The sequence below is a fragment of the Pseudonocardia sp. 2-7 genome (assembly GCF_056341085.1).
Window position 1 is genome coordinate 2,083,884 of the sequence record NZ_CP094507.1, and the last position, 26,271, is coordinate 2,110,154.

General features: G+C 74.1%; 20 protein-coding genes. 16 read left to right on the forward strand and 4 right to left on the reverse strand.

Annotated elements, in window-relative coordinates; translation table 11 throughout:
• The first annotated feature begins 61 nt into the window (after nt 1-61).
• On the forward strand, nt 62-1,630 hold the full coding sequence (locus MTO91_RS10335; protein WP_476654378.1) for a hypothetical protein: 1,569 nt from the start codon (nt 62-64) through the stop codon (nt 1,628-1,630).
• A 266-nt stretch (nt 1,631-1,896) separates the two neighbouring features.
• The gene (gene ileS / locus MTO91_RS10340) at nt 1,897-5,082 is read left to right on the forward strand and encodes an isoleucine--tRNA ligase (RefSeq protein ID WP_476654379.1); all 3,186 of its coding nucleotides are present in this window, start codon (nt 1,897-1,899) and stop codon (nt 5,080-5,082) included.
• 23 nt (nt 5,083-5,105) lie between these two features.
• On the opposite strand, the gene MTO91_RS10345 is transcribed toward ileS, so the two are convergent.
• Complete coding sequence (locus tag MTO91_RS10345) at nt 5,106-5,717, reverse strand: hypothetical protein (RefSeq protein WP_476654380.1); 612 nt, start codon at nt 5,715-5,717, stop codon at nt 5,106-5,108.
• 66 nt (nt 5,718-5,783) lie between these two features.
• Here MTO91_RS10345 and MTO91_RS10350 point away from each other — a divergent pair, with 66 nt between their 5' ends.
• From MTO91_RS10350 to MTO91_RS10370, 5 genes are read left to right on the forward strand one after another with little or no spacing between them, the layout of a single operon-like run.
• Entirely contained in the window at nt 5,784-6,593 is an 810-nt protein-coding gene (locus MTO91_RS10350; protein WP_476654381.1) for a class I SAM-dependent methyltransferase, read from the forward strand.
• Nucleotides 6,594-6,606: 13 nt separating this feature from the next.
• Nucleotides 6,607-8,100: a potassium/proton antiporter gene (locus MTO91_RS10355; protein WP_405417951.1), complete on the forward strand. Its 1,494-nt coding sequence runs from the start codon at nt 6,607-6,609 to the stop codon at nt 8,098-8,100.
• A gap of 43 nt (nt 8,101-8,143) precedes the next feature.
• Complete coding sequence (gene lspA / locus MTO91_RS10360; RefSeq protein ID WP_357438027.1) at nt 8,144-8,692, forward strand: signal peptidase II; 549 nt, start codon at nt 8,144-8,146, stop codon at nt 8,690-8,692.
• A 10-nt stretch (nt 8,693-8,702) separates the two neighbouring features.
• Nucleotides 8,703-9,614, forward strand: coding sequence for an RluA family pseudouridine synthase (locus MTO91_RS10365; protein WP_062404557.1), 912 nt, complete (start codon nt 8,703-8,705; stop codon nt 9,612-9,614).
• A 3-nt stretch (nt 9,615-9,617) separates the two neighbouring features.
• Nucleotides 9,618-10,340 (forward strand): hypothetical protein, encoded by a 723-nt coding sequence (locus MTO91_RS10370; RefSeq protein WP_476654382.1) that lies wholly within the window; start codon nt 9,618-9,620, stop codon nt 10,338-10,340.
• Between the two features lie 491 nt (nt 10,341-10,831).
• Here the strand turns inward: MTO91_RS10370 and MTO91_RS10375 are convergent, their stop codons facing one another.
• A complete protein-coding gene (locus MTO91_RS10375; protein ID WP_476654383.1) occupies nt 10,832-11,458 on the reverse strand; it encodes an HAD-IA family hydrolase in 627 nt (208 codons plus the stop codon).
• A gap of 344 nt (nt 11,459-11,802) precedes the next feature.
• Between MTO91_RS10375 and dnaE the strand changes: the two genes are divergently transcribed.
• Entirely contained in the window at nt 11,803-15,351 is a 3,549-nt protein-coding gene (gene dnaE / locus MTO91_RS10380) for a DNA polymerase III subunit alpha (protein WP_346108998.1), read from the forward strand.
• 144 nt (nt 15,352-15,495) lie between these two features.
• Here dnaE and MTO91_RS10385 read toward each other — a convergent pair whose 3' ends face one another.
• On the reverse strand, nt 15,496-16,443 hold the full coding sequence (locus MTO91_RS10385; RefSeq protein WP_476654384.1) for a PaaX family transcriptional regulator: 948 nt from the start codon (nt 16,441-16,443) through the stop codon (nt 15,496-15,498).
• 41 nt (nt 16,444-16,484) lie between these two features.
• Here MTO91_RS10385 and MTO91_RS10390 point away from each other — a divergent pair, with 41 nt between their 5' ends.
• The 8 genes from MTO91_RS10390 (at nt 16,485) to bsaP (ending at nt 25,142) form a co-directional block, all read left to right on the forward strand.
• Nucleotides 16,485-17,822, forward strand: coding sequence for an adenosylmethionine--8-amino-7-oxononanoate transaminase (locus MTO91_RS10390; RefSeq protein WP_224402893.1), 1,338 nt, complete (start codon nt 16,485-16,487; stop codon nt 17,820-17,822).
• A gap of 279 nt (nt 17,823-18,101) precedes the next feature.
• Complete coding sequence (locus MTO91_RS10395; RefSeq protein WP_476654385.1) at nt 18,102-20,411, forward strand: SulP family inorganic anion transporter; 2,310 nt, start codon at nt 18,102-18,104, stop codon at nt 20,409-20,411.
• 49 nt (nt 20,412-20,460) lie between these two features.
• Nucleotides 20,461-20,850, forward strand: a complete 390-nt coding sequence (locus MTO91_RS10400; RefSeq protein WP_020623876.1) for a thioredoxin family protein — start codon at nt 20,461-20,463, stop codon at nt 20,848-20,850.
• A 192-nt stretch (nt 20,851-21,042) separates the two neighbouring features.
• Nucleotides 21,043-22,014, forward strand: a complete 972-nt coding sequence (locus MTO91_RS10405) for an IS481 family transposase (RefSeq protein WP_476651756.1) — start codon at nt 21,043-21,045, stop codon at nt 22,012-22,014.
• A gap of 23 nt (nt 22,015-22,037) precedes the next feature.
• Nucleotides 22,038-23,219, forward strand: coding sequence for an 8-amino-7-oxononanoate synthase (locus tag MTO91_RS10410; RefSeq protein ID WP_476654386.1), 1,182 nt, complete (start codon nt 22,038-22,040; stop codon nt 23,217-23,219).
• A complete protein-coding gene (bioD, locus tag MTO91_RS10415; RefSeq protein WP_476654387.1) occupies nt 23,216-23,920 on the forward strand; it encodes a dethiobiotin synthase in 705 nt (234 codons plus the stop codon). Before MTO91_RS10410 ends, bioD begins: the two co-directional genes overlap by 4 nt.
• The gene (gene bioB / locus MTO91_RS10420) at nt 23,917-24,924 is read left to right on the forward strand and encodes a biotin synthase BioB (protein ID WP_405417938.1); all 1,008 of its coding nucleotides are present in this window, start codon (nt 23,917-23,919) and stop codon (nt 24,922-24,924) included. Before bioD ends, bioB begins: the two co-directional genes overlap by 4 nt.
• A complete protein-coding gene (gene bsaP / locus MTO91_RS10425; RefSeq protein ID WP_405417936.1) occupies nt 24,921-25,142 on the forward strand; it encodes a biotin synthase auxiliary protein BsaP in 222 nt (73 codons plus the stop codon). Before bioB ends, bsaP begins: the two co-directional genes overlap by 4 nt.
• A 56-nt stretch (nt 25,143-25,198) precedes the next feature.
• On the opposite strand, the gene MTO91_RS10430 is transcribed toward bsaP, so the two are convergent.
• Nucleotides 25,199-26,236, reverse strand: coding sequence for a zinc-dependent alcohol dehydrogenase family protein (locus MTO91_RS10430; protein WP_476654388.1), 1,038 nt, complete (start codon nt 26,234-26,236; stop codon nt 25,199-25,201).
• Nucleotides 26,237-26,271 lie beyond the last annotated feature (35 nt).

Sequence of the window (26,271 nt, forward strand, 5' to 3'; positions counted from 1 at the left end):
GGGACGACCGACGACGACCGGGTAGCGGACAGGTGCCGCTGCCGACCGACGGAGTTCGCCGATGCTGGTGCTGGTCCTGATCCTCGTGGTCATCGCGTTGGTGCTGCTGCTCGCAGGATGGTTCCTGCACGTGGTGGCACTGGCGTGGACATCGGTGGTCATCAGTCTGATCGCGGGCCTGGTGCTCGCCTACGACTGGTGGCAGACCCGTGCCGCGGTGAGGGCAGGTGACCGGGCGGAGGCCGACGCCTCCGGTCGTGGCACCGGTGCCCCCGCGGCGCCGGACCGGGCCGACCGGGCCGACATGGAGGCGCGCTACGGCGCCGACATGGAGCCCGCGACGCAGGTCCTGCCGGTCGTCCGGCCGGACAGCGGCGCGGCCTCGGGTACGCCCGAGGCGGCGCAGAACGCGACCGACCAGACCATCCAGATGCCGGTTGTCAGGCCGTCCGGCTCTGCGGAGGGACCGCCCGGCGCATCTCGATCGGGTGGACTTTCGTCACGCACGGTGACCGAATCCGGTGCCGGGGACGCGGCCGACCCGAGTGGGGTGGCCGCGTCGCACGCGGGCGCCCCGGCGGGACCGGACGGGGAGGACGGTGCGGGTCGTGGCGGCGACCCGGCACGGTCCGGCCCCGGCGAACCCGGCACCGCGGAACCGCCCGCCGAGGCGACGACGCGGGCGACGGACTCGCGGCCGACCGGAACCGGCGCCGCCGGCACGACGTCGGCCGTGACGGCGGCAGCCGCAGGCGCGGTCGCCGCCGGGACGGCCGGTGCCGTGGCAGCCGGCCGCGACGGCGGGTCGGGCTCGGACCCGGCAGCACGTTCCGGTGCCCACGACGGTGCCGACGACCCGGGCTTCGGCTCGGGGTCGGGCACCGGCTCGGGCGCCGACGGCACGGGAGATGCCGGCACGGGCACCCCGCCCGCCGCCGGATCCGACCGGCCGGACAGCACGGAGGGCCGGTCCGGCCCCTCCGACGCGACCACCGCGACCCGTACCCCGGGAACGGCGGACACGACCACCGTGAACGGCGCTCCGGGAGCGGCGGACGCCACCACGGCGGACCACGTCCCGGGGGCGGCGGACGCGACCATTGCGACCCGCACCCCCGGAGCGGCCGACGCCACCACGGCGACCCGCGCCGCGGGCGCACCCGGCGATCCGGACGCGGGCAGCCCCGGCGGACCGGTCGGAGCGGGCGGCCCGTCCGGCGCAGGCCTTCCCGACGCCGCTGCCCCCGTGGGCGCCGCGGCCGCCGGATCCAAGGCCCCGGCCGACGACGACCGGGCCGGGACACCGGCGGGCACGCCCGCCGGAGCCGGCGTGGACACGAACGGCACCCCGGCCGACGCCGTCGGGGCCGACGCGCCGACCGGGACCGACGGCGACTCCCCGGAGGAGCCGCGCGACCCGACCCTCGCCGCACTCGCCGCGCGCCTCCCCGACGAGGTGCTCGTCATCGACGAACACCCCCGGTACCACGTGCAGACCTGCCGCGCCCTCACCGGTCGCCCGGTGATCCCGCTGCCGGTCAGCGAGGCCGTCGAGCTCGGGTTCACCCCGTGCGGCTGGTGCGCACCGAACCGGACCCTCGGCGACCGTCACCCCGCCCAGGCCCGCTGACCAGCAGCGCGGCGCGCCCCACGGAATAACGGGGCGCGGTCGCGCGCTACCCTGGTTCCACAGGCACCGATCCGGCCATCACCGGGGAGCCTCCGGAAGAAACGGCCCCGGGCCGGAGTAGAACCGGACGGGTGCGGCCCGTCATCGCCGTCGAACGAGAGGCCCGTGCACCCGTGCACGGGCAAGCGGGGTGGTACCGCGGCCCGGCTCTCCAGAGCCGTCGTCGTCCCCGTGCGAAGCGAGAGCACGCACGAGGAGCGACACACGTGAGCGGCTATCCCGACGTCCCGGCGCACCCGTCGTTCCCGACGCTCGAGCAGGACGTGCTCGCGTCGTGGGACACCGACGACACCTTCCGCGCGTCGGTCGACCGGCGCCCCGCCGGTGAGAACGGGGCCGACGAGTACGTCTTCTACGACGGCCCGCCCTTCGCCAACGGCCTGCCGCACTACGGCCACCTGCTGACCGGCTACGTCAAGGACGTCGTCCCGCGGTACCGCACCATGCGCGGCCACCGAGTCGAGCGCCGCTTCGGCTGGGACACCCACGGCCTGCCCGCCGAGGTCGAGACCGAGAACCAGCTCGGCATCAAGCACAAGTCCGAGATCGACGAGATGGGCGTCGCCGCGTTCAACGAGGCGTGCCGCACGTCCGTGCTGCGCTACACCGGCGAGTGGCGCGACTACGTGACCCGCCAGGCCCGCTGGGTCGACTTCGACAACGACTACAAGACCCTGGACCTGGACTACATGGAGTCCGTCCTCTGGGCGTTCAAGTCGCTGTGGGACAAGGGTCTCGTCTACTCCGGCTTCCGGGTGCTCTGGTACTGCTGGCGCTGCGAGACGCCGCTGAGCGCCACCGAGACCAAGATGGACGACGTCTACACCGACCGGCAGGACCCTGCGGTCACCGTCGGGCTGCGCCTGTCGACGCCGGACCGCCCGGAGACCGACGGCGCCCTCGCCGTGGTCTGGACGACCACTCCGTGGACCCTGCCGTCGAACCTCGCCGTGGCCGTGCACCCCGACGTCGACTACGTGGTGGTGGAGGCGAACTCCGAGCGCTGGCTGCTCGCGGAGGCCCGGGTCGCCGCGTACGCCCGCGAGCTGGGGGAGGAGCCGCCGGTGCTGGCGCGGGTGACGGGGTCCGACCTGCTCGGCGCGAGCTACACCCCGCCGTTCGACTTCTTCACCGGCCGCGAGAACGCCCACCGCGTGCTCGCCGCGGACTACGTCACCACCGAGGACGGCACCGGGCTGGTCCACATCGCCCCCGCCTTCGGTGAGGAGGACAAGGAGGTCACCGACGCGGCCGGCATCGAGGTCGTCAACCCGGTCGACTCCCGCGGCGAGTTCACCACCGAGGTCCCGCCGTACGCCGGCATGCAGGTGTTCGACGCGAACCCGCAGGTCATCCGCGACCTGAAGGACGGCAACGCGCACGCGCAGGGCGTCCTGCTGCGCCACGAGACCTACGACCACCCGTACCCGCACTGCTGGCGCTGCGGCAACGCGCTGATCCAGCGCGCCGTCGACTCCTGGTTCGTGCGCGTCACCCGGTTCCGGGACCGGATGGTCGAGCTCAACCAGGAGATCGACTGGACGCCCGCGCACGTGCGCGACGGCCAGTTCGGCAAGTGGCTCGAGGGTGCCCGCGACTGGGGCATCTCCCGCAACCGCTACTGGGGCAGCCCGATCCCGGTGTGGCAGTCCGACGACCCGCGCTACCCGCGCACCGACGTCTACGGCTCGCTCGACGAGATCGAGCGCGACTTCGGCGTGCGCCCGACCGACCTGCACCGGCCGTACGTCGACCAGCTGACCCGGCCCAACCCGGACGACCCGACCGGGCGCTCGACCATGCGCCGGGTGCCGGAGGTGCTCGACTGCTGGTTCGAGTCCGGCTCGATGCCGTTCGCGCAGGTCCACTACCCGTTCGAGAACCGCGACTGGTTCGAGCACCACTACCCGGGCGACTTCATCGTCGAGTACAACGGCCAGACCCGCGGCTGGTTCTACACGCTGCACGTGCTGGCCACCGCCCTGTTCGACCGGCCCGCGTTCCGCAACTGCGTCGCGCACGGCATCGTCCTGGGCGACGACGGCGCGAAGATGTCCAAGTCGCGCAAGAACTACCCCGACGTCAACGAGGTCTTCGACCGCGACGGCAGCGACGCCATGCGGTGGTTCCTCATGGCGAGCCCGATCCTGCGCGGCGGCAACCTCGTCGTCACCGAGCAGGGCATCCGCGAGGGCGTCCGCCAGGCGATCCTGCCGCTGTGGAACACCTGGTACTTCCTGTCGCTCTACGCGGGCGGGGAGCGCGGCACGTTCCGCACCGACAGCCCGCACGTCCTCGACCGGTACGTGCTGGCCAAGACCGCCGACCTCGTCGACGGCGTCACCGCGGCCATGGACGCCTACGACATCGCCGGGGCCTGCGAGCGGATCCGCGACCACGCCGAGACGCTGACCAACTGGTACGTCCGCCGCTCCCGCGAGCGGTTCTGGTCCGGGGACCCGGCCGTGCGCCAGGACGCCGTCGACACCCTGCACACCGTGCTGGAGGTGACCTGCCGGGTCGCGGCGCCGCTGCTGCCGCTGACCACCGAGGCCATCTGGCGCGGTCTCACGGGGGAGCGGTCGGTGCACCTCACCGACTGGCCCGCCGGGTCGGACGCCTCGGTCTCGCACCGTGAGGCCGGAGCCGGGCTGCCGCACGACGCCGGTCTCGTCGCCGGGATGGACCGGATCCGGCAGGTCGCGAGCGCGGCGCTGTCGCTGCGCAAGTCCGCGAAGGTGCGGGTGCGCCAGCCGCTGCCCGCGCTGACCGTCGCCGCCGGCGACGCCACGGCGCTGGAGGACTTCACCGGGCTGCTCGCCGACGAGGTCAACGTCCGCTCGGTCGAGCTGACCGACGACGTCGCCACGCACGGCCGGTTCGAGATCGCCGTCAACGCCCGGGTCGCCGGACCGCGCCTGGGCAAGGACGTCCAGACCTGCATCCGCGCGGTCAAGGCGGGGGAGTGGTCCCAGGAGGGCGACACCGTCGTGGCCGCGGGGATCGCGCTGCAGCCGGGGGAGTTCACCGAGAAGCTCGTCGCCGCCGACCCGGAGCGGACCCAGGCCCTGCCCGGGAACGCGGGGCTCGTCGTCCTCGACACCACGGTGACGCCGGAGCTGGCCGCGGAGGGCACCGCCCGCGACGTCGTGCGCGTCGTGCAGCAGGCCCGCCGTGACGCGGGTCTGGACGTGTCCGACCGGATCGCGCTGACCCTCGACGGTCCGGACGCGGTGCTCGACGCCGTCCGGACCCACGAGGCGTTCGTCGCCGGGGAGGTGCTGGCGACCTCGGTCGCCTACGGCGCCGCCGGGGACGGCGCGTCGAGCGGGCAGGTCGTCGGCCCCGACGGCACGTCGGTCACGCTGTCGGCCGCGGTCGCCCGCGCCTGACCGGTACCGGCGCCGACCACCGCTCAGGGGCGGGGTGTCACCGTGAGACGGACGCGGTGGTCGGCGCCGGAGACCCGGGTGACCTCGACGGTCGCCGGGACCCCGTCGACCCGGCACACGACCGTCGCGCCCTCGGCCACCGGCGGGCAGCGCGGGGACAGGAGCACCGCGTCGTGGCCCGCGGCGCGCAGCGGGTCGCGCACGGCGAACATCAGGACCCCGGCCAGCGTGTCGGTCCCGGTCGGGCCGGGGCCGAGGCCGGGGACGACCACGTCCAGCTCCGCGACGCCGTCGGCGGACACCGGGAAGTCCCAGCGGGTCCGCACGACGTCCTGCGGGGTGGACCCGCGGGCGCCCTCCACCCGCGTCCCGTCGACGCGCACGGTGCCCCAGCCGTGGCGGCCCTCGTCGTCGCGCATCCGGCAGCCGAGGACCGGGTCGTCACCGTCCAGGACCCGGCAGTCGGCGGTGACGCCGGAGTGCTCCCGGCCCGTCGCCGCCTCGACCAGCAGCGCCGCGCCCTCGGCAGGCGACGGCAGCGGCTCGTGCTGCGACCACAGCACCAGCGCGGTCGGGAGGACCACGACGACGACGAGCGGCAGCCACCACCGGGGCGGACGGGGTCGATCGGGCACGGGGGCAGTCTGGCCGACCGGGACCGGCCGCAACTCCGCAGAACCACCGGGCCCTATCCTCACCCCATGGGTGACGCGGCGGAACGGTGGCGGAAACGCCAGACCGGCCGCGGGATCCCCGACCACGTCCTCCGGCACGCCCCCGCCGACCCGTGGACCCACGACCCCGCCGACTTCACCCCGCCCGCGGAGCCGGCCGACACGCCGTCGCACCGGGCGGCGCGGGCGATCGCCGAGCGTGCCGCCGCGTGGACCTGCGCCGGGGCGTCGGTGCTCGACGTCGGCTGCGGGGGCGGGGACGCCGCGTTCGGCGCGGCGTGGCCCGAGCCGTCGCCGGTGGCGCGGGTGGTCGGCGTCGACCGGCAGGCCGACATGCTGGCGGTGTTCACCGCGGCGGCCCGCGCCCGGGACCTGCCCCACGGCACCGTGCACGGCAGCTGGCCCGACGCGGCCGGGGACGCCGGACGGCACGACGTCGTCGTCTGCCACCACGTCCTGCACAACGTCGTCGACCTGCCCCCGTTCCTCGCCGCGCTGACCGGCGCCGTCCGCACCCGCGGCGGGATCGGCGGCGTCGTGGTCGAGATGCTGACCGAGCACCCGCTGGCCTGGCTGGACCCGCTGTGGGAGCGCTTCCACGACGTGGTCCGGCCGCCGTCGGCGACCCACGACGACGCCGTCGCGGTGCTGCGCGAACAGCAGGGCGTCGACCCGGAGGTGCTGACCTGGACCCGTGCGGCCCGCCTGCCGCACGACGCCGCCTGGGTCACCCGCCGGCTCTGCCTGCCCGCCGACCGCGTCGAGGCGGTCGCCGCCGCGCTGGTGGACCTCCCGCCGCGGCGCACCGACGCCGTCACCCTGACCTGGTCGCCCTGAGCAGGGGGCCCCGGTGAGTCTGGAACTGCTGCTCGGCATCTCCGCGGGGGTGCTGCTGCTCGGCGTGCTCGCGGTGCGCGTCTCGGTGCGGCTCGGCCTGCCGTCGCTGCTGCTCTACCTGGGCATCGGCGTGCTGCTCGGCGAGTCCGTGCTGGGCATCCGGTTCGACGACACCGGCCTCACCGAGTCCCTCGGCCTCACCGCGCTCGTGCTGATCCTCACCGAGGGCGGGCTCACCACCCGCTGGTCGGCGGTGCGGCCCGCGCTCGGGCTCGGGCTGCTGCTGTCGACGCTGTCGGTGCTGGTGTCGATCGCCGTCGCGGGCGGGCTGCTGCACCTGCTGCTCGACCTGGAGTGGCGCACCGCGCTGCTGTGGGGCGCGGTGCTGTCCTCCACCGACGCCGCAGCGGTGTTCTCCGTGCTGCGCGGGGTCGCCGTCCCGCAGCGCCTCGCCGGGACCCTGGAGCTCGAGTCCGGGATGAACGACGCGCCGGTGGTGATCGCCGTCGTCGTCCTGGCCGGGACCGAGGCCATCAGCTGGACGACGCCGCTGCTGGTCGTCTATGAGCTCGTCGCGGGCGCCGTCGTCGGTGTGCTGCTCGGGCTGGGCGCGGCCTGGGCGCTGCGCCGCGCCGCGCTGCCCTCGACCGGCCTGTACCCGCTCGCGGCGATCGCGTCCTGCCTGCTGGCCTTCGCCGCCGGGCAGGGTGTGCACGCCTCGGGGTTGCTCGCCACCTACTGCGCCGCGCTGGTGCTGGGCAACTCCCGGCTGCCGCACCGCAGCGGTGTCGTCTCCTTCGCCGAGGGCACCGGGTGGATCGCCCAGATCGGGCTGTTCGTGCTGCTCGGCCTGTACGCGGTGCCCGAGCGGCTGCCCGCCGCCGTGGTGCCCGCGCTGATCTGCGCGGCGGTCGTCCTGCTCGCCGCGCGGCCGCTGTCGGTGGCCGCCGCCGCACTGCCGTTCCGGGTGCCCTGGCGCGAACAGGCGTTCCTGTCCTGGGCGGGGCTGCGCGGAGCCGTGCCGATCGTGCTCGCCCTCGTCGCGGTCACCGAGGGCGGCGGCCAGAACCAACGCCTGGTCGACGTCGTGTTCGTGCTGGTCGTGCTGCTCACCCTGGTCCAGGGCACCAGCCTGCCCTGGGTGGCGCGGCTGCTCGGGGTGGTCTCGCGCACCGACACCCGCGGCGTCGAGGTCGACGCCGCCCCGCTCGACGAGGTCGACGCCGAGCTCCTGCAGGTGAAGGTGCCCCCCGGGTCCCGGCTGCACGGCGTCTACCTGCGCGAGCTGCGGCTGCCCCGCGGGGCCACGGTCAGCCTGGTCGTACGCGACGCCGAGGCGTTCTCCCCGGGCGGGGACACCCGGCTGCGCGAGGGGGACCAGTTCCTCGTCGTCAGTACCCGGGACAACCGGGAGGACACCGAACAGCGGATCCGCGACGTCGACCGCGGCGGCAAGCTGGTCCGCTGGCACGAGGGCCGGGGCCGGCCGAGCGGGCGGGCGGGCTGACCGGCCGGTCGGCGGTGTCGGGGCGACCCGCATAATCACGGGTGTGAGTGCCGACCCCCCACCCCCCACCGCGCCGATCGACCCCGCCGTACGACGGCGCGGTGTGGCGCTGCTGGCGGGCATCGCCGCGGTGTGGCTGGCGCTCGACCTCGTCACCAAGGTCGCCGCCGTCGCCACGCTGGAGGGGCAGCGGCCGGTCACCGTGATCGACGGGTTCTTCTACCTCACGCTGCTGCGCAACCCGGGCGCCGCCTGGTCCATGGCCACCGGCTACACCTGGGTGCTGACGATCGTCGCCGTGGTGGTCGTCGGCGTGATCATCCGGATCGCGCGGCGGCTCGCCTCGACCGGCTGGGCGATCGGCCTCGGCCTGGTCCTCGGCGGCGCGCTGGGCAACCTGGTCGACCGGTTCTTCCGCGCACCCGGACCGATGCGCGGGCACGTCGTGGACATGCTGGCCTTCTTCTCCCCGGACGGGAGCGTCTTCCCCGTGTTCAACATCGCCGACACCGGCATCGTGTGCGGCGGCATCCTGCTGGTGCTGATGGCCGTGCGCGGCATCGAGATCGACGGGAGCCGCGAACGTGGGTGAGGTACGCAGCATGCCGGTGCCCGACGGGCTGGACGGCATGCGGATCGACGCCGGGCTGTCCCGGCTGCTGGGCCTGTCCCGGACCGTCGTCGCGACCCTGGCCGAGTCCGGCCGGATCTCGGTCGACGGCCGCGAGGCCGGCAAGTCCGACCGGCTGCCCGGCGGGTCCTGGCTGGAGGTCGAGCTGCCCGACGCGCCGGCGCCCGCGGTCATCGAGGGCCCGGCGGAGGTCGTCGCGGGCCTGACGGTGCTGCACTCCGACGACGACATAGTCGTCGTCGACAAGCCGGTCGGGGTGGCCGCGCACGCCTCCCCGGGCTGGACCGGTCCGACCGTGACCGGCGGGCTCGCCGCGCTCGGGTTCCGGCTGTCCACCTCCGGCGCCGCCGAGCGGCAGGGCATCGTGCACCGGCTCGACGTCGGCACCACCGGGGTGATGGTCGTCGCCACCTCCGAGCACGCCTACACCGAGCTCAAGCGGGCCTTCAAGGAACGCACCGTCGACAAGCGCTACCACGCCGTCGTGCAGGGGCACCCGGACCCGTCGTCGGGCACGATCGACGCCCCGATCGACCGGCACCCGCGCCACGACTACCGGTTCGCGGTGATGCAGAGCGGCAAGCCCAGCGTCACCCACTACGACACCATCGAGGCGTTCCGCTCGGCGAGCCTGCTCGACGTGCACCTGGAGACCGGGCGCACCCACCAGATCCGGGTGCACTTCTCCGCACTGCGCCACCCCTGCGTCGGCGACATCACCTACGGCGCCGACCCGACGCTGGCCAAGCGGGTCGGGCTGTCCCGGCAGTGGCTGCACGCCCGCACGCTCGGGTTCGCCCACCCCGCCGACGGGCGGCACGTCGAGTTCACCAGCCCCTACCCGGCCGACCTCGACGCGGCGCTGGACGTCCTGCGGGACTGACGCGTGACCGGTCTGAGCACCCGGGCCCTGGCGTGGATCGCCGCGGCGATGGCGGTGGTGTTCCTCGGTGCGCTCTGGGCCGCCGGGTCCGGTCCGCCGGCCGGGCCCCCGGCGGCGACGGGGTCGGTGCGGCTGGGCCCCGACCCCGGCCAGGACGTCGCCGGCTACCTCGCCGGGCTGCCCGCGACACTGCCTGCACCGGGGGTGTCCGTGCCTGCGCTCGTGCAGTTCACCCGCCCGCTGGCCCCGTCCGACGCCGCGGCCGCGGGCTCCGGCACGACGACCACGACCGCGGTGTTCCGGGTGCCGTTCGACCGGGTGCAGACCGCGCTGCGGTTCGAGCCGGTCACCGGCACCGGGGACCCGGCGGCCGCGCTCGGCGTCGCCCGTGAGCGGGCCGCCCACGCCGCCGAGGCCGACGCCGACCGCGCCGTCCGCGACGGTGGGGGAGCGGCCACCCCGGAGGCCCGCGCGGCACTGACCCGGCGGGCCGCCGTGGCCGCGGCCGAGCGACGCGCGCTCGCCGACCCGGGCTGCGCCTGCGTGGTCGCGCTGGTCGTGACCGCCGACCGGGCCGGGCTCGAGGCGCTCGCCGCGCGCCCGGGCGTGCGCGGCGTCCAGGCCGCGCCGGCCGGGACCGGCGCACCGGAGCTCGCACTGTCGCCGCTGCTGCCCGAGCAGACCACCACCGCGAGCCCGCCGCCCGACGACGGCCCCGTCCCCTGAGCCGCGCGCGTCCCCGAGCCGCGTTCCCGGCCCTCGTCAGCCCCCGGCCCTCGTCAGGCCCCGGCCCTCGTCAGACCCCGGCCCTCGTCCGACCCGGGCCCGGCCGGCCGCGGACCTCGTCCGGCCTCGCGGTCTCCGGCCGGCCCCCGGCCTCCGGGCGGCCCCCGGGCTACCGCCCGCCCGTGCCCGGCCCCGTCCGGTCGCGCGGCCCTGGTCGCTCCGGCCGCCCGCCCATGATCAGCACGAGTGAGCCGATCGGTGCCGGATGTGGCACCGATCGCTGCACAGACGTCGATCACGGGGTCGCGGCGCCGGTCCCCCGCCCGGCAGCCCGGCCATGATCGCCGTGATGGAGGTGATCGGTGCCGGACGTGGCACCGATCGCTGCACGCGTGCCGATCATGAGCCCGACGGGGCCCGAGGTCGGCGGACCCCCTGACCGCAGTGCACGGCAGTGCACGACCGTCGCTGCCGCTGGTCCCGGGGACCGGTCAGCCCAGCACCCCGCGCTCGCGCAGCACCCGCACGGCCCGGGCGGCGCCCTCCCAGCGGTGGGCGTCCCAGCCGTGCGCGGACGCGGCACGGACGTTGTCGACGCGGTCGTCGAAGAACAGCACCTGCTCCGGTGCGGTGCCGAACTCGACGTCGGCGCGCCGGAAGATGTCCTGCGACGGTTTCGCGGCGCCCACGTCGGCGGAGAACAGCAACCGGTCGAACGGGCTGCTCCAGGCCGCGGCGCGCACCGCGGAGGCCAGCCCGCGCGGTGCGTTGGACAGCACGGCGAGGCGCACCCGGGCCCGCGCGAGGTCGGCGATCAGCATCGACGACGACGGCGGCAGCGTCGACCAGAACGTGACGTCCACCCGCTCGGCGGCGTCGATCCGGGCGCGCTCGGGTGCCAGGCCCAGGTCGGCGCAGGCGGCGGTCCAGTAGCGGTCCGGCGGGTCGCCCAGGTCGTGCCGGGCGCGGTGGCGCCAGTACGCCTCGCGCAGCACGGGTTCGGGAACGGCGAACACCCCGGCCAGCCGGCGCTCCAGGCCCGCGGACGGCACCAGCACCTCACCGAGGTCGAACACCACGGTGCCGGGTGGCGTCGTCGGCTCGGGGGCGGTGGGCATCGTGGCCCGACCCTAACCCGCCGCCGGACCGTCCGCGACACGCCGTCGTCCGGGGTGGACAGGGGGTGAGCAGGCCCGACACGCGGAGCCCGATCGTGCCCGGCCGCCGTCGCCGGAACCGTCGGACCCCACCGTTACGCTGGGGCCCTCACCGATCCGGTCGGCCCGGACCCGCAGGGTCCACCGGCTCCGGCGAGCGGGCCCCGCCAGGTCCGCGCACCGGCGCCGATGCCCCTGCCCGTCCGCGCCGCCGGCCCGGTGTCGGCACGTCCGCCCCGACGGGCGTGCGCACCAGCGGAGGTCCGCGCCGTCCCAGCGGCGCGGGAGAGGAGCGCGGGACACACATGGGCAGTGCCGGATCCGGGAGTCGCTCCTTCGTCCATCTGCACACGCACACCGAGTTCTCGATGCTGGACGGTGCCGCCCGGCTCGACGACCTGTTCTCCGAGGCCGCCAAGCACGAGATGCCGGCCATCGCGATGACCGACCACGGCAACGTCTACGGCGCCTTCGAGTTCTGGCGCAAGGCGAAGGCGCACGACGTCAAGCCGATCATCGGCATGGAGGGCTACCTCGCGCCCGGGTCGCGGCACGAGCGCAAGCGCACCGCGCTGGGCAACGGCAGCGAGAACAACCCCGACCTCATGTACACCCACATGACGCTGCTCGCGGAGAACACGGAGGGGATGCACAACCTCTTCCGGCTCTCCTCGCTGGCCAGCCTCGAGGGCTACTACTACAAGCCGCGTATGGACCGCGAGCTGCTGGAGAAGTACGGCAAGGGCCTGATCGCGACGACGGGCTGCCCGTCCGGCGAGGTCGCGCGCCTGCTCCAGCAGCACGACTTCGACGCGGCCTGCCAGGCCGCGAGCGACTACCGCGACATCTTCGGGAAGGACAACTTCTTCCTGGAGCTGATGGACCACGGCATCGAGATCGAGAAGCGGGTCCAGGAGGACCTGTTCCGGCTCAAGGACAAGCTCGACCTGCCCGGCCTCGCGACGAACGACCTGCACTACACCTACCCGGACGACACCAAGGCGCACGAGGTGCTCCTGTGCGTCCAGACCGGCAAGACCCTCGCGGACCCGAACCGGTTCAAGTTCGACGCGCAGGACTTCTACCTCAAGTCCGCCGCCGAGATGCGCCAGCTCTGGGACCCGATCCACCCCGAGGCCTGCGACAACACGCTGCTCGTCGCCGAGCGCTGCAACATCGACTTCACCACCGGCCAGGACCTCCAGCCCAAGGCGCCCGTCCCCGAGGGGGAGACCGAGGAGTCCTGGCTGATCAAGGAGGTCGAGCGGGGACTGCACATGCGGTTCCCCGACGGCGTCACCGAGAAGTACCGGCAGCAGGCCAACTACGAGGTCGGCGTCATCATCAAGATGGGCTACCCCGGCTACTTCCTGGTGACCGCGGACCTCATCCAGCACGCCAAGTCCGTCGGCATCCGCTGCGGCCCCGGCCGTGGCTCGGCGGCGGGCTCGCTGGTCGCCTACGTCCTGGGCATCACCGACCTCGACCCGATCCGGCACAAGCTGATCTTCGAGCGGTTCCTCAACCCCGACCGCGTCTCGATGCCCGACATCGACATGGACTTCGACGAGCGCCGGCGCGGCGAGATGATCCGCTACGTCACCGAGAAGTACGGCGAGGACCGGATCGCGCAGATCATCACCTACTCCACGATCAAGGCGAAGGCCGCGATCAAGGACTCGGCGCGGGTGCTCTACGGCCAGCCCGGCTACTCCGTCGCCGACCGCATCTCCAAGGCCATGCCGCCCGCGGTGATGGGCAAGGACATCCCGCTGTCGGGCATCTTCGACCCGTCGCACAAGCGGTACTCCGAGGCGACCGAGGTCCGCGCCCTCTACGAGGCGGACCCGCAGGTCAAGGAGATCATCGACACCGCGCGGGGCCTCGAGGGACTGAAGCGGCAGTGGGGTGTGCACGCCGCGGGCGTGATCATGTCCTCGACGCCGTTGATCGACGTGATCCCGATCCAGCGCCGCGAGTCCGACGGCGCGATCATCACGCAGTTCGACATGGGCGTCTGCGAGACCATCGGCCTGCTGAAGATGGACTTCCTGGGGCTGCGCAACCTCACCATCCTCGACGACGCCCTGGAGAACATCGAGCTCAACGGCAAGCCCGCCGTCGACCTGGACAAGGTCGAGCTCGACGACCGGAAGACCTACGAGCTGCTCTCCCGCGGCGACACCCTCGGCGTGTTCCAGCTCGACGGCGGCCCGATGCGGGACCTGCTCCGCCGCATGGCGCCCAGCGAGTTCGAGCACATCTCCGCGGTCGGCGCGCTGTACCGCCCGGGCCCGATGGGTGCGAACGCGCACAACGACTACGCCGACCGCAAGAACGGCCGGCAGGAGATCACGCCGATCCACCCGGAGCTGGCCGAGCCGCTCAAGGACGTCCTCGGTGAGACCTTCGGCCTGATCGTGTACCAGGAACAGGTCATGTCCATCGCGCAGGTGCTGGCGGGCTACACGCTCGGCCAGGCGGACCTGCTCCGCCGCGCGATGGGCAAGAAGAAGAAGGAGATCCTGGACAAGGAGTACGCCGGCTTCGCCCAGGGCATGAAGGACAACGGCTACTCCGCGGCCGCGGTCAAGACGCTCTGGGACATCCTGCTCCCGTTCTCCGACTACGCCTTCAACCGCGCCCACTCCGCCGCCTACGGCGTGGTGTCGTACTGGACGGCCTACCTCAAGGCGAACTACCCGGCCGAGTACATGGCCGGCGTGCTCACCTCGGTGCGCGACGACAAGGACAAGGCCGCGGTCTACCTGGCGGAGTGCCGCCGGATGGGCATCACGGTCCTCCCGCCCGACGTCAACGACTCGGTGCGCAACTTCGCCCCGGTCGGCGACGACATCCGTTTCGGCCTCGGCGGCATCCGCAACGTCGGGCACAACGTCGTCGACGCGATCGTCGCCGCGCGGCGGGAGAAGGGGAACTTCGTCGACTTCTCCGACTTCCTGCGCAAGGTCGACGCGGTCGTCTGCAACAAGAAGGTCGTCGAGTCGCTGATCAAGGCGGGCGCGTTCGACTCGCTCGGCCACTCCCGCAAGGGCCTGCTGCTCGTGCACGCCGACGCCATCGACGCGGTGATGAGCACCAAGAAGGCCGCCTCGATGGGCCAGTTCGACCTGTTCGGCTCGCTGGACGGGCCGGGCGAGGGCGACGACGGCGGTCTCGGTGGCATCTTCGACGTGAAGGTGCCCGACGAGGAGTGGGACACCAAGCACAAGCTCGCCGTCGAGCGGGAGATGCTCGGCCTCTACGTGTCCGGGCACCCGTTGCAGGGCCTCGAGCAGGCGCTCGCCGCGAAGTCCGACACCTCGATCGCCGACATCGTCGAGGGCTCGGTCGCCGAGGGTGCGCAGGTCACGGTCGGCGGCATCCTCGCCAACGTCAACCGCCGGGTGAACAAGAACGGCGAGCCGTGGGCGTCGGCGCAGATCGAGGACCTCGCCGGCGGCATCGAGGTGCTGTTCTTCCCGCGGGCGTACCAGGTGGTCGGCGTCGACGTCGCCGAGGACGCGATCGTGCTGGTCAAGGCGCGGGTCAACAAGCGCGACGACCGCGTCTCGCTGATCGCGAACGACCTCGCGGTGCCCGAGCTGGCCACCGGCGAGGCCGGGCTGCCGATCCGCGTCAGCCTGCGCACCGACCAGTGCACCCCCGAGCGCGTCGCGAAGCTCAAGGAGGTGCTGACCCACCACCCCGGTACCTCCGAGGTGCACCTGACCCTGGTCTACGGCACCAAGATGACCGCCCTGCGGCTGGACGACTCGCTCAAGGTCATGCACACCTCGGCGCTGATGGGGGACCTGAAGGCCCTGCTCGGCCCCGGCTGCCTCGGCGGCTGACCGCCCACACCCCTCCCCGGGCGTCCACACCCGTGCCACGGGTGCGGACACCGGGCCACGGGTGTGGGTGCGGCGCCGACCGGTCCGTGCCGCCGGCGCGCGACGGGCGGCCCGGGTGCGGCGGGGTGTCGCGGTGGGCAGGGCTCAGGCCCGGCGGGCCAGGTCGGCCCAGGCGGCGCGGGCGGGGGCGTCCCAGCGCTCGTGCAGCGTGGTGAACAGCTCCGCCGCGCGGGACCCGGCCCACTGCTCGGGCAGCAGCTCGGCGGGCAGCTCGGGGTCCAGGAACGGGAACCGTCGCCAGGCGTGGACCAGGCGGACCTGGCGGGCCAGGACGTCGCCGTCGCCGTCGCCGCCGTCGTCGGTGGCGGGCCCGGCGGCGCCCGGGGCCGAGGTGGCGGCGGCCGCGCAGGACGCGGCGGAGACCGCGTCGAGGTGGGGGCCGAACTCGTCGAGGAACTCCGAGTAGGCCCGTTCCACGACGTCGAGGTCCCAGGCCTGGGCCACGATGTCGTCGGCGCGGCCGATGCCGCCGTAGTGCCCGACGAAAGAGTACCCGGACCCGGCGAGGTCGAGCTCGTCGAGCACCGCCGCGACGCGGGCCTCCTTGCCGGGGTCGGGACTGACCCACACCCCGGGGGCGGGGGAGCCCAGCCCGGCCCAGGCCAGCCGGGTGCGCAGCCGGTGGCGCAGGCGTCGGCGCGACTCCGGGACCGAGGCGAGCAGGACCAGCCAGCGGCCGTCCCAGCCGGTCGTCGGACGGCCGAAGCCGTAGATGCGGGCGGCGCCGTCGGACAGCAGCTCCGACCCGGCGGGGGTGAGCGACCAGCGGACCCGGCGGCCGTCGCGGTCGGAGGTCAGCAGGCCCTCGCCCGCGGTGCGGGCCAGCGCCTGGCGGGCCGACTTGGCCTCCACCCCGAGCGCGCCCAGCACGTCGAGCAGGGCCCGGGTCCAGACCGGTTCCCCGGCCGGGAGGACGAACTCGCCCAGCACGGTGAGCAGCAACGATCGTGCGGAGGTCTGCCCGAGCTCGCGACGGCGCAGGGCCGACCCGTCGGGCCCCTCCGGCTCGTACACGGAGTCGGGCGTGGCCATGGTCGGGCCAGCGTAGAGGGTCGGCACTAGCGTGGGCGTCCGTGACCACCGCAGGCCCCGGGCGTGTCCCGGACCCGACCCTCTCCGGATCCCCGCTCGACACGGGGGCACTGCTCGCCACCGACCGGGACCACGTCTGGCACCCCTACGCGCCGATGCCGGCGACCCGGGCGCCGATCGTCGTGGAGTCCGCGCAGGGGGTGCGGCTGAGGCTGCCCGACGGCCGTGAGCTCGTCGACGGGATGTCGTCGTGGTGGTCGGCCATCCACGGCTACCGCCACCCGCGGCTCGACGCGGCGGTGCGCGACCAGCTCGGCCGGATGAGCCACGTGATGTTCGGCGGTCTGACCCACGGCCCGGCCGTCGACCTGGCCCGGCTGCTCGTGGACGTCAGCCCGGAGGGGCTGGAGCACGTGTTCCTGGCCGACTCCGGATCGGTGTCGGTCGAGGTCGCCATCAAGATGTGCCTGCAGTACTGGCGGTCCCGCGGCCGCCCCGGCAAGCACCGGCTGATGACGTGGCGGCGCGGCTACCACGGCGACACCTTCGGCGCGATGAGCGTCTGCGACCCCGACGGCGGCATGCACTCGCTCTGGTCCGACGTCCTCCCGCAGCAGGTGTTCGCCGACGCCCCGCCCGAGGACTTCACCCACGACTACGTCGCCCACCTCGCCGAGCTCGTCGAGACCCACGCCGACGAGCTGGCCGCGGTGGTCGTCGAGCCGGTGGTGCAGGGCGCCGGGGGGATGCGCTTCCACGACCCCCGCTACCTGCACGTGCTGCGCGAGCTGTGCCACGCCCACGACGTGCTGCTCGTGTTCGACGAGATCGCCACCGGCTTCGGCCGCACCGGCGAGCTGTTCGCCGCCGACCACGCCGCCGTCGCCCCGGACGTGATGTGCGTCGGCAAGGCGCTGACCGGCGGCTACCTGACGATGGCCGCGACCCTGTGCAGCACCCGGGTGGCCCGCGGCATCACCGACGGCGAGGCCGGGGTGCTCATGCACGGGCCGACGTTCATGGGCAACCCGCTCGCCGCCGCCGTCGCCCACGCCTCGGTGTCGCTGCTGCTCGAACGCGACTGGCGGCGCGAGGTGAAGGACGTCGCCGCCGGGCTGCGCGCCGGGCTGGCCCCCGCCCGGTCGCTGCCGGGCGTGCGGGAGGTCCGGATCCTGGGCGCGATCGGTGTCGTCGAGATGGCCGAGGAGGTCGACGTCGCCGCCGCGACCGCCGCCGCGGTGCTCGCCGGGGTCTGGCTACGGCCCTTCCGCAACCTCGTCTACGCGATGCCACCGTTCGTCAGCACCCGCGACGACGTGGCGCTGATCACCGCCGGGATGCGGGCCGCAGCCCTTGCCGGGCAGCGGGATCAGCGCTGAGTTCGTGATCCGGACCACCGATCCGGTGGACTTCGGTGTGTTCCACCTCACGTTACGCAGAGGTGTACGGCGCTGACCGGGCGTTTCGTCGTGGACGTCCGAAACGATGAGAAGCGTTCTCATCATGATCCGTTTCCGTGGTCGGGGTGAAACGGTGTCGGCCGGTCGCATTCGTCCGGTCGGCCGCACCCGCTCCGCCGGTCGCGCATCGCGCGACCCGCCCCTGTCGACCGCACCGTCGCGGTCCGGCGCCCCCCACGGACCGATACGGAGGATCCGGTGCCCACGCACAGTCACTCCAGCACCACCAGCCCCACGAGTAACTCCGAACACCGCGTGCAGGACCACGAGCACGCCCCGGCCGAGTCCGGCCGCGGTGAGCACTCGCCGCCGGGCGGCTCCTGGTTCGGCCGCACGTTCCCGCACGCCCGGGCGGACTTCTCCGCCTCGATCGTCGTGTTCCTCGTGGCGGTGCCCCTGTCGCTGGGCATCGCCGTCGCCTCCGGCGCCCCGATCCTGGCCGGCCTCATCGCCGCCGTCGTCGGTGCCGTCGTCGCCGGTCTGCTCGGCGGCTCCAAGCTCCAGGTCTCCGGCCCCGCCGCCGGTCTGACCGTCATCGTCGCCGAGCTGGTCAACACCTTCGGCTGGCAGGTCACCACGCTGATCACCGCGGGCGCCGGTGTCCTGCAGATCGTCTTCGGGCTGACCCGGCTGTCCCGGTTCGCCCAGGCCATCCCGCCCGCCGTCGTGCACGGCATGCTGGCGGGCATCGGCGCCACCATCGCCCTCGGCCAGCTGAACGTCGTGTTCGGTGGTCAGGCGCAGACCGGTGGCGTCAACTCGATCGCCGCGCTGCCCGGCGCGATCGCGAACCTGTCCTGGCCCGCGCTGCTCCTCGGCGGCATCGTCATCGCGATCATGCTGACCTGGAACCGGCTGCCCGCGAAGGTGACCGTCGTCCCGGCCGCGCTGGTCGCGATCGTCACGGCCACCGTCGTCTCCCTCGCCTTCGCCGACGTCGTCCGGGTGCAGCTGGGGGGCTCGCTCCTGGACGCGCTGTCCCTGCCCGCGCTGCCGGAGTCGAACTGGGGCGGCGTGCTGTTCGGCATGCTGACCATCGCGCTGATCGCGAGCGTCGAGTCGCTGCTGTCCGCCGTCGCGGTGGAGCGCATGAGGCCCGGGACCCGCACCGACACCGACCGCGAGCTGCTCGGCCAGGGTGCGGCCAACACCGTCTCCGGCATGATCGGCGGCCTGCCCATCACCGGCGTGATCGTCCGGTCCGCCGCGAACGTCAAGGCCGGTGCCGAGACCCGCGCGTCGGCGGTGCTGCACGGCGTCTGGATCGCGTTGTTCGCGATCGTGCTGATCGGCGTCATCGAGCTCATCCCGATGGCCGCGCTGGCCGGTCTGCTGGTCATGATGGGTGTCGGGCTGGTCAAGCCGGCCGAGATCCGCACCGCGCGGCAGCACGGTGAGCTGGTCATCTACGCCGCCACCCTGCTCGGCGTCGTGTTCCTGAACCTGCTCGAGGGCGTCGTCCTCGGGCTGGTCCTGGCCGGGCTGATGCTGCTCTGGCGCGCCGTCCGGTCCCGCCCGCACCTGGAGCAGGCCGACGACGGCAGCTGCGAGCTCGTCGTCGAGGGCTCGCTGAGCTTCCTGGCCGTGCCGCGGCTGTCCCGCGAGCTGAACTCCGTCCCGCGCGGCTGCGACGTCACCGTCCGGCTGGTTACCGACTACCTCGACCACGCCGCCTACGACCACCTGCTCGCCTGGAAGGCCCGCCACGAGGGCACCGGCGCCACCGTGACCGTGATCGAGCCCGAGCAGGCCCGCCGCGCCACCGCGCCCGGCGCCGGCTTCCTGACCTGGGGCGAGTGGCAGGGCAGGGAGACCGAGGGGCGTGCGTCGGGGACGCTGATGGCGGGCGTCGCCGCGTACCACGACAACACCTCCGAGGCGATCCTCCCGACCATGACCGGGCTCGCCGACGGGCAGTCCCCGTCCGCGATGATGATCACCTGCGCGGACTCCCGGGTGCTGCCGCACGTCATCACCCACAGCGGCCCGGGCGACGTGTTCACCGTGCAGAACGTCGGCAACCTCGTCGTCGGGCCCGGCACCGCGGCCGCCGTCGAGTTCGCGACCGGCACCCTCGACGTCCCGATCGTCGCCGTCTGCGGCCACTCCGGCTGCGGCGCGATGCAGGGGCTGCTCGCCGGCGGCGCGAGCGGGGACTCCGCGCTCGGCCAGTGGCTGCGCGAGGCGCGGCCGGTGCTGCGCGCCTACGAGAACGGTCACCCGGTCGCCGTCGCCGCCGCGCGGGACGGATTCGGCGAGGCCGACCAGCTGGCGATGGTGAACGTCACGATGCAGCTGGAGATGCTGCGGGCGCAGGACTCCGGCGCCGAGGTGCTGGGCCTGTTCTACGACATCCGCAGGGCCCGTGTGCTCGTCCTCGACGAGGACGCGGGCCGGTTCGTCGAGCCCCGCGCCGACCTCGGCATCGGGGTCTCGGACCTCGACCGGATCGCCGCCGGACACGGGCACGGGGCCACCGCCGCCGCCCGCCGGCTGCTGAAGGTCTGAGCCCGCGCATCCGGGAACAATCCGCACCCACGACGTCGTTGGGGACCGTATGGCCACCGTGGAACTGACCACCGACAACTTCGACGACGTCGTGGGTGCGCCCGGGACGACCGTGCTCATCGACTTCTGGGCGTCCTGGTGCGGGCCGTGCACCCAGTTCGCCCCCGTCTACGACGCCGCCTCCGAGAAGCACCAGGACGTGACCTTCGGCAAGGTCGACACCGAGGCCCAGCAGGCGCTGGCCGGCGCGTTCGGGATCTCCTCGATCCCGACCGTGATGGCCGTCCGCGACGGCGTGGTGCTCTACTCCGAGCCGGGCGCGCTGCCCGCCGAGGCCCTCGAGGACCTCATCGGTCAGGTGAAGGCGGTCGACATGGACGAGGTCCGTGCCGCCGTCGCCGAGCAGGAGAAGCAGCAGGGCGAGGCGCCGCAGGCCTGACCCGGCGTCCGCACGACCCACGGAGCCCCGCACACCCCAGGGTGGGCGGGGCTCCGTCGTGCCTAGGTGTACCCGGCCAGGAGGTTGGTGACGGTGCGGATGTCGCGACACGCAGTCGCGAGTCGTTGATCGTGAGGAGAGCCCCCAGGTGGGGTGTGGCTTGTCTAGGACCCACACCACCTGGAGGCTCTCGTGGCCCACCGTAATGCCCGCCTGACGTTCCACGGCCGGGTCCTGCTGGTCGACCGGATCGTGCGTCAGGGACGTCCTCGTGCCCACGTCGCGGCGGAGATGGGGGTCTCGCGCCAGTGCGCCGGCCGCTGGGTCGCCCGCTACCGCGCCGAAGGCGAGAACGGCCTGCACGACCGGTCCTCGCGCCCGCATCGCTGCCCAACTCGCACCACGGCCGACACCGAGGCTCGCGTGCTGGCCGTGCGCGCCCGCGACCGTCGTGGGCCCGATGAGATCGGCCCCGAACTCGGCCTCACCCCACGCACGGTGTCGCGGATCCTGCGCCGCCACCACGTCCCCTACCTGCGTGAACTCGACCCGCTCACCGGTGAGCGCATCCGCGCCAGCAAGACCACCGCGGTGCGCTACGAACGCGCCCGCCCCGGCGAGCTGGTACACATGGACGTCAAGAAGATCGGACGCATCCCCGACGGCGGCGGCTGGCGCGCGCACGGCCGCGCCAGCCGCGACGCCACTCGCGACCGTTCGACCAGAGTCGGGTTCGACTACATCCACTCGCTGGTCGATGACCACTCCCGGCTGGCCTACTCCGAGGTCCTGACCGACGAGAAGGGCACCACCTGCGCCGGGTTCCTCGCCCGGGCCGCGGGCTACTTCGCCAGACACGGCATCACCAGGATCGAACGGGTCATGACCGACAACGCCTGGGCCTACAAGTGGTCCCTACGGTCAGTGGTCGCCGACCTCGGGGCCCGGCAGGTGTTCATCAAGCCGCACTGCCCCTGGCAGAACGGCAAGGTCGAACGTCTCAATCGGACCCTGGCCACCGAGTGGGCCTACCGGCAGGTCTTCACCAGCAACGCCGAACGCACCGCAGCGCTTGCCCCCTGGATCGAGCACTACAACACTCGACGACGCCACAGCGCGCTCGGCGGGCTCCCACCGACCAGCCGACTGGCACCAACGTCATGACCGGGTACACCTAGGGTGTGGGCGTGACCGGCCCCGACCCGACGCCGCCCGGACCCCGCCCGCTGGCCTGGCTCGACACCCACGCCCGCGCCCGAACCGAGGCCGGTCTGCGCCGCAGGCTGTCCCCGCGTCCGGCCGGTCCCGCGGGCGGGCCCGCGCTCGACCTCGCCGGCAACGACTACCTCGGGCTCTCGACCGACCCGCGGGTCGTCGCCGGGGCGACCGCGGCGCTGCGCACCTGGGGTGCGGGCGCCACCGGGTCACGGCTGGTCACCGGCTCGACCGCGCTGCACGCCGAGCTGGAGGCCGAGCTCGCCGCGTTCTGCGGACACGACGACGCCCTGGTGTTCTCCTCCGGCTACACCGCCAACCTCGGGGTGGTCACCGCGCTCACCGGCCCCGGCGCGCTGATCGTGTCCGACGCCGCCGCGCACGCCTCCCTGGTCGACGCCTGCCGGCTCTCCCGGGCCCGGGTGGTCGTCGTGCCGCACGCCGACGTCGACGCCGTCGACGCCGCGCTGGCCGCCCGCACCGAGACCCGCGCGCTCGTCGTCACCGACTCGGTCGGGTCCGCCGACGGCGACCTCGCCCCGCTCGCCGCGCTGCACCGGGTCTGCCGGGCCCGCGGCGCGGTGCTGCTCGCCGACGAGGCCCACGGTCTCGGGGTACGCGGTCCGGGCGGGCGTGGCCTGCTCGCCGAGACCGGGCTGGCCGGGGCGGACGACGTCGTCGCCACCGTGACCCTGTCCAAGGCGCTCGGCAGCCAGGGCGGTGCGGTACTCGGCCCGGCCGCGGTCACCGCGCACCTGGTCGACTCCGCGCGCTCGTTCATCTTCGACACCGGCCTCGCCCCCGCCGCGACGGGCGCGGCGCTGGCCGCGCTGCGGGTGCTCGCCTCCGAGCCCGAGCGGGCCGCGGACGTGCTGCGGGTCGCCGGTGCGCTCGCCGCCGCCTGCGACGCGGCGGTGCCGGTGTCCGCGGTCGTCCCGGTGGTGCTGGGCGAGCCCGGCCCCGCGGTCGCCGCGGCCGCCGCCTGCCTGCGACGCGGTCTGCGGGTGGGCTGCTTCCGGCCGCCGTCGGTCCCGCCGGGCACGTCCCGGCTGCGGCTCACCGCCCGCGCCGGGCTGACCGGGGCGCAGCTGTCGTTCGCGACCGGCGTGCTCGCCGAGGTGCTCGCCGACGCCCGGACGGGGGCCCCGGCGTGACCGGGCGGTTCGTGGTCGTCACCGGTACCGGCACCGGGGTCGGCAAGACCGTCGCCACCGCCGCGCTGGCCGCCGTCGCGGTCGCGGCGGGGGAGCGGGTGGCGGTGCTCAAGCCCGCCCAGACCGGGGTCGGCCGGGACGACCCCGGCGACGTCGACGAGGTCGCCCGCCTCGTCCCCGAGGTCACCACCCGGGAGCTGGCCCGCTACCCCGACCCGCTGGCCCCGGCGACCGCGGCCCGGCGCTGCGGGGCGCGCCCGGTGACCCCGGAGCAGGCCGCGGCGACCGCGCGGACGCTGGCCGACCACCACGACCTCGTCCTCGTCGAAGGTGCGGGTGGGCTGCTGGTCCGATTCACCGACGAGGGCGGCACCCTCGCCGACGTCGCCCGGCTGCTCGACGCCCCGGTCGTGGTGGTCGCGGCGGCCGGGCTCGGCACGCTCAACCACACCGCGCTCACCGTCGAGGCGCTCCGGGTGCGCGGCCTGACCTGCGCGGGGATCGTGATCGGGTCCTGGCCGGCGGAGCCGGACCTGGCCGAGCGCTGCAACCTCCAGGACCTGCCGATGATCACCCGGGTGCTGGTCCGGGGCCTGCTGCCCGAGGGCCTCGGACGGGTGACGCCGGACCGTTTCGCCGCGGTGGCCCGGGACACACTGGGTCCGATCCAGCCGGGTGACTGGCAGGATCCACGGGCATGACGACCGCCCGGACCGACGTCCTCACCGTCGCGCGCGACCAGGTCCTCGACCAGGGTCGCGGCCTCACCGTCACCCAGGTGCGCGAGGTGCTCGACCTGCCCGACGACCGTCTCGACGACCTGCTCGAGCTGGCCCACGAGGTGCGGATGCGCTGGTGCGGGCCGGACGTCGAGGTCGAGGGGATCATCTCGCTCAAGACCGGCGGATGCCCGGAGGACTGTCACTTCTGCTCCCAGTCGGGCCTGTTCGCGTCGCCGGTGCGCTCGGCCTGGCTGGACATCCCGATGCTCGTCGAGGCCGCCAAACAGACCGCGAAGACCGGGGCCACCGAGTTCTGCATCGTCGCCGCCGTCCGCGGGCCCGACGAGCGGCTCATGTCCCAGGTCGCCGCCGGCATCGCGGCGATCCGGGACGAGGTCGACATCAACATCGCCTGCTCGCTGGGGATGCTCACGGCCGAGCAGGTCGGCGAGCTCGCCGCGATGGGCGTGCACCGCTACAACCACAACCTCGAGACCGCCCGCAGCCACTTCCCGAACGTGGTCACCACCCACACCTGGGAGGAGCGCTGGGGCACCCTGCGCATGGTCCGTGAGGCCGGCATGGAGGTGTGCTGCGGCGGCATCGTCGGGATGGGGGAGACCCTGGACCAGCGCGCCGAGTTCGCCGGGCAGCTCGCCGAGCTGGAGCCCGACGAGGTGCCGCTGAACTTCCTCAACCCGCGCCCGGGCACCCCGTTCGGGGACCTGGAGCCGATGTCCGGGCCGGACGCGCTGCGCACCGTCGCCGCGTTCCGCCTGGCGCTGCCGCGCACGATCCTGCGCTTCGCCGGTGGCCGCGAGATCACCCTCGGCGACCTGGGCGCCCGCAAGGGCCTGCTCGGCGGGATCAACGCGGTGATCGTCGGGAACTACCTGACGACGCTGGGGCGTCCCGCCGAGTCCGACATCGACCTGCTCGGCGAGCTGGAGATGCCGATCAAGGCCCTCAACGAGACGCTGTGACGGCGCCGGTGGGCACGCCGACCCGCGAGGACGGGGGCCGGTACTGCGACCAGTGCGGGTCGCCGGACTCCGCGGCCGGGCACGACCGGTGCGCGGCGCGGCGCGAGCTGGAGCCGCCGCGGTTCTGCCCGGACTGCGCACGGCGGATGGTGGTGCAGGTCCACCCGGTCGGCTGGACGGCCCGGTGCAGCCGGCACGGCGAGCGCACCTCGCCCTGACCCGCCGCCGCGCGCGGCCCCCGCGGTGGCGGGGGCCGCGCCGGTGTCCGCGCGGGTCAGGGCTTGATCAGGACCTTCAGCGCCTCGCGGTCGTTCATCGCGCGGTAGCCGTCGGGGACCTCGTCGAGGCCGATGGTGCGGTCGAAGACCCGTCCGGGCTGGATACGGCCCTCCAGCACGTCGGGCAGCAACTCCTCGATGTAGGCGCGCGCCGGGGCGACGCCACCGTGCACGCCGACGTTGCGCATGAACTCGCCGACGCCGAGCGGGATGTCGGAGTACTGCGAGACGCCGACGCGGCCGACCAGCCTGCCGTCCTTCGTCACGTCGATGGCGGTGCGGATCGCCTCCACGTAGCCGACGCACTCCAGCGCGGCGTCCACGCCGTCGCCGCCGGTCAGCTCGCGCACCTTCTCGACCGCCTCGTCGCCGCGCTCGGCCACGACGTCGGTGGCGCCGAACTCGCGGCCCAGGTCGGTGCGGTCGGTGTGCCTGCCGAGCAGGATGATCCGCTCGGCGCCGAGGCGCTTCGCCGCGAGCACCGCGCACAGCCCGACCGCGCCGTCGCCGACGACGGCCACGGTGTCCCCGCGGCGCACCCGCGCCGAGACCGCGGCGTGGTGGCCGGTGGAGAACACGTCGGACAGGGTGAGCATCGACGCGAGCAGCGCGTCGTCCGGCTCGCCCGGCATCGGGACCAGGGTGCCGTCGGCGAACGGGACGCGCACCGCCTCGCCCTGGCCGCCGTCGGTGCCGTCGGAGCCCCAGCCGCCGCCGTGCCGGCACGAGGTCTGCAGCCCCTGCGCGCAGAAGTCGCAGGTGTTGTCGGCCCAGACGAACGGTGCGACGACGAGCTGGCCCGCCGTGCGGTTCCGCACCCCGGACCCGACCTCCTCGATCACGCCGAGGAACTCGTGGCCGATCCGGTCGCCCTGCGGGTTGTCCTCGGCCGAGTTGTACGGCCACAGGTCGCTGCCGCAGATGCAGGAGCGCAGCACGCGCACGATCGCATCGGTGTCGTCACGGATGACCGGGTCCGGTACGTCGGACGAGACCCGGATGTCGTGCGTGCCGTGGATCAGAGTCGCCTTCATGCCCCCGGACTTCCCGTATGCGGAACCGTTCATGC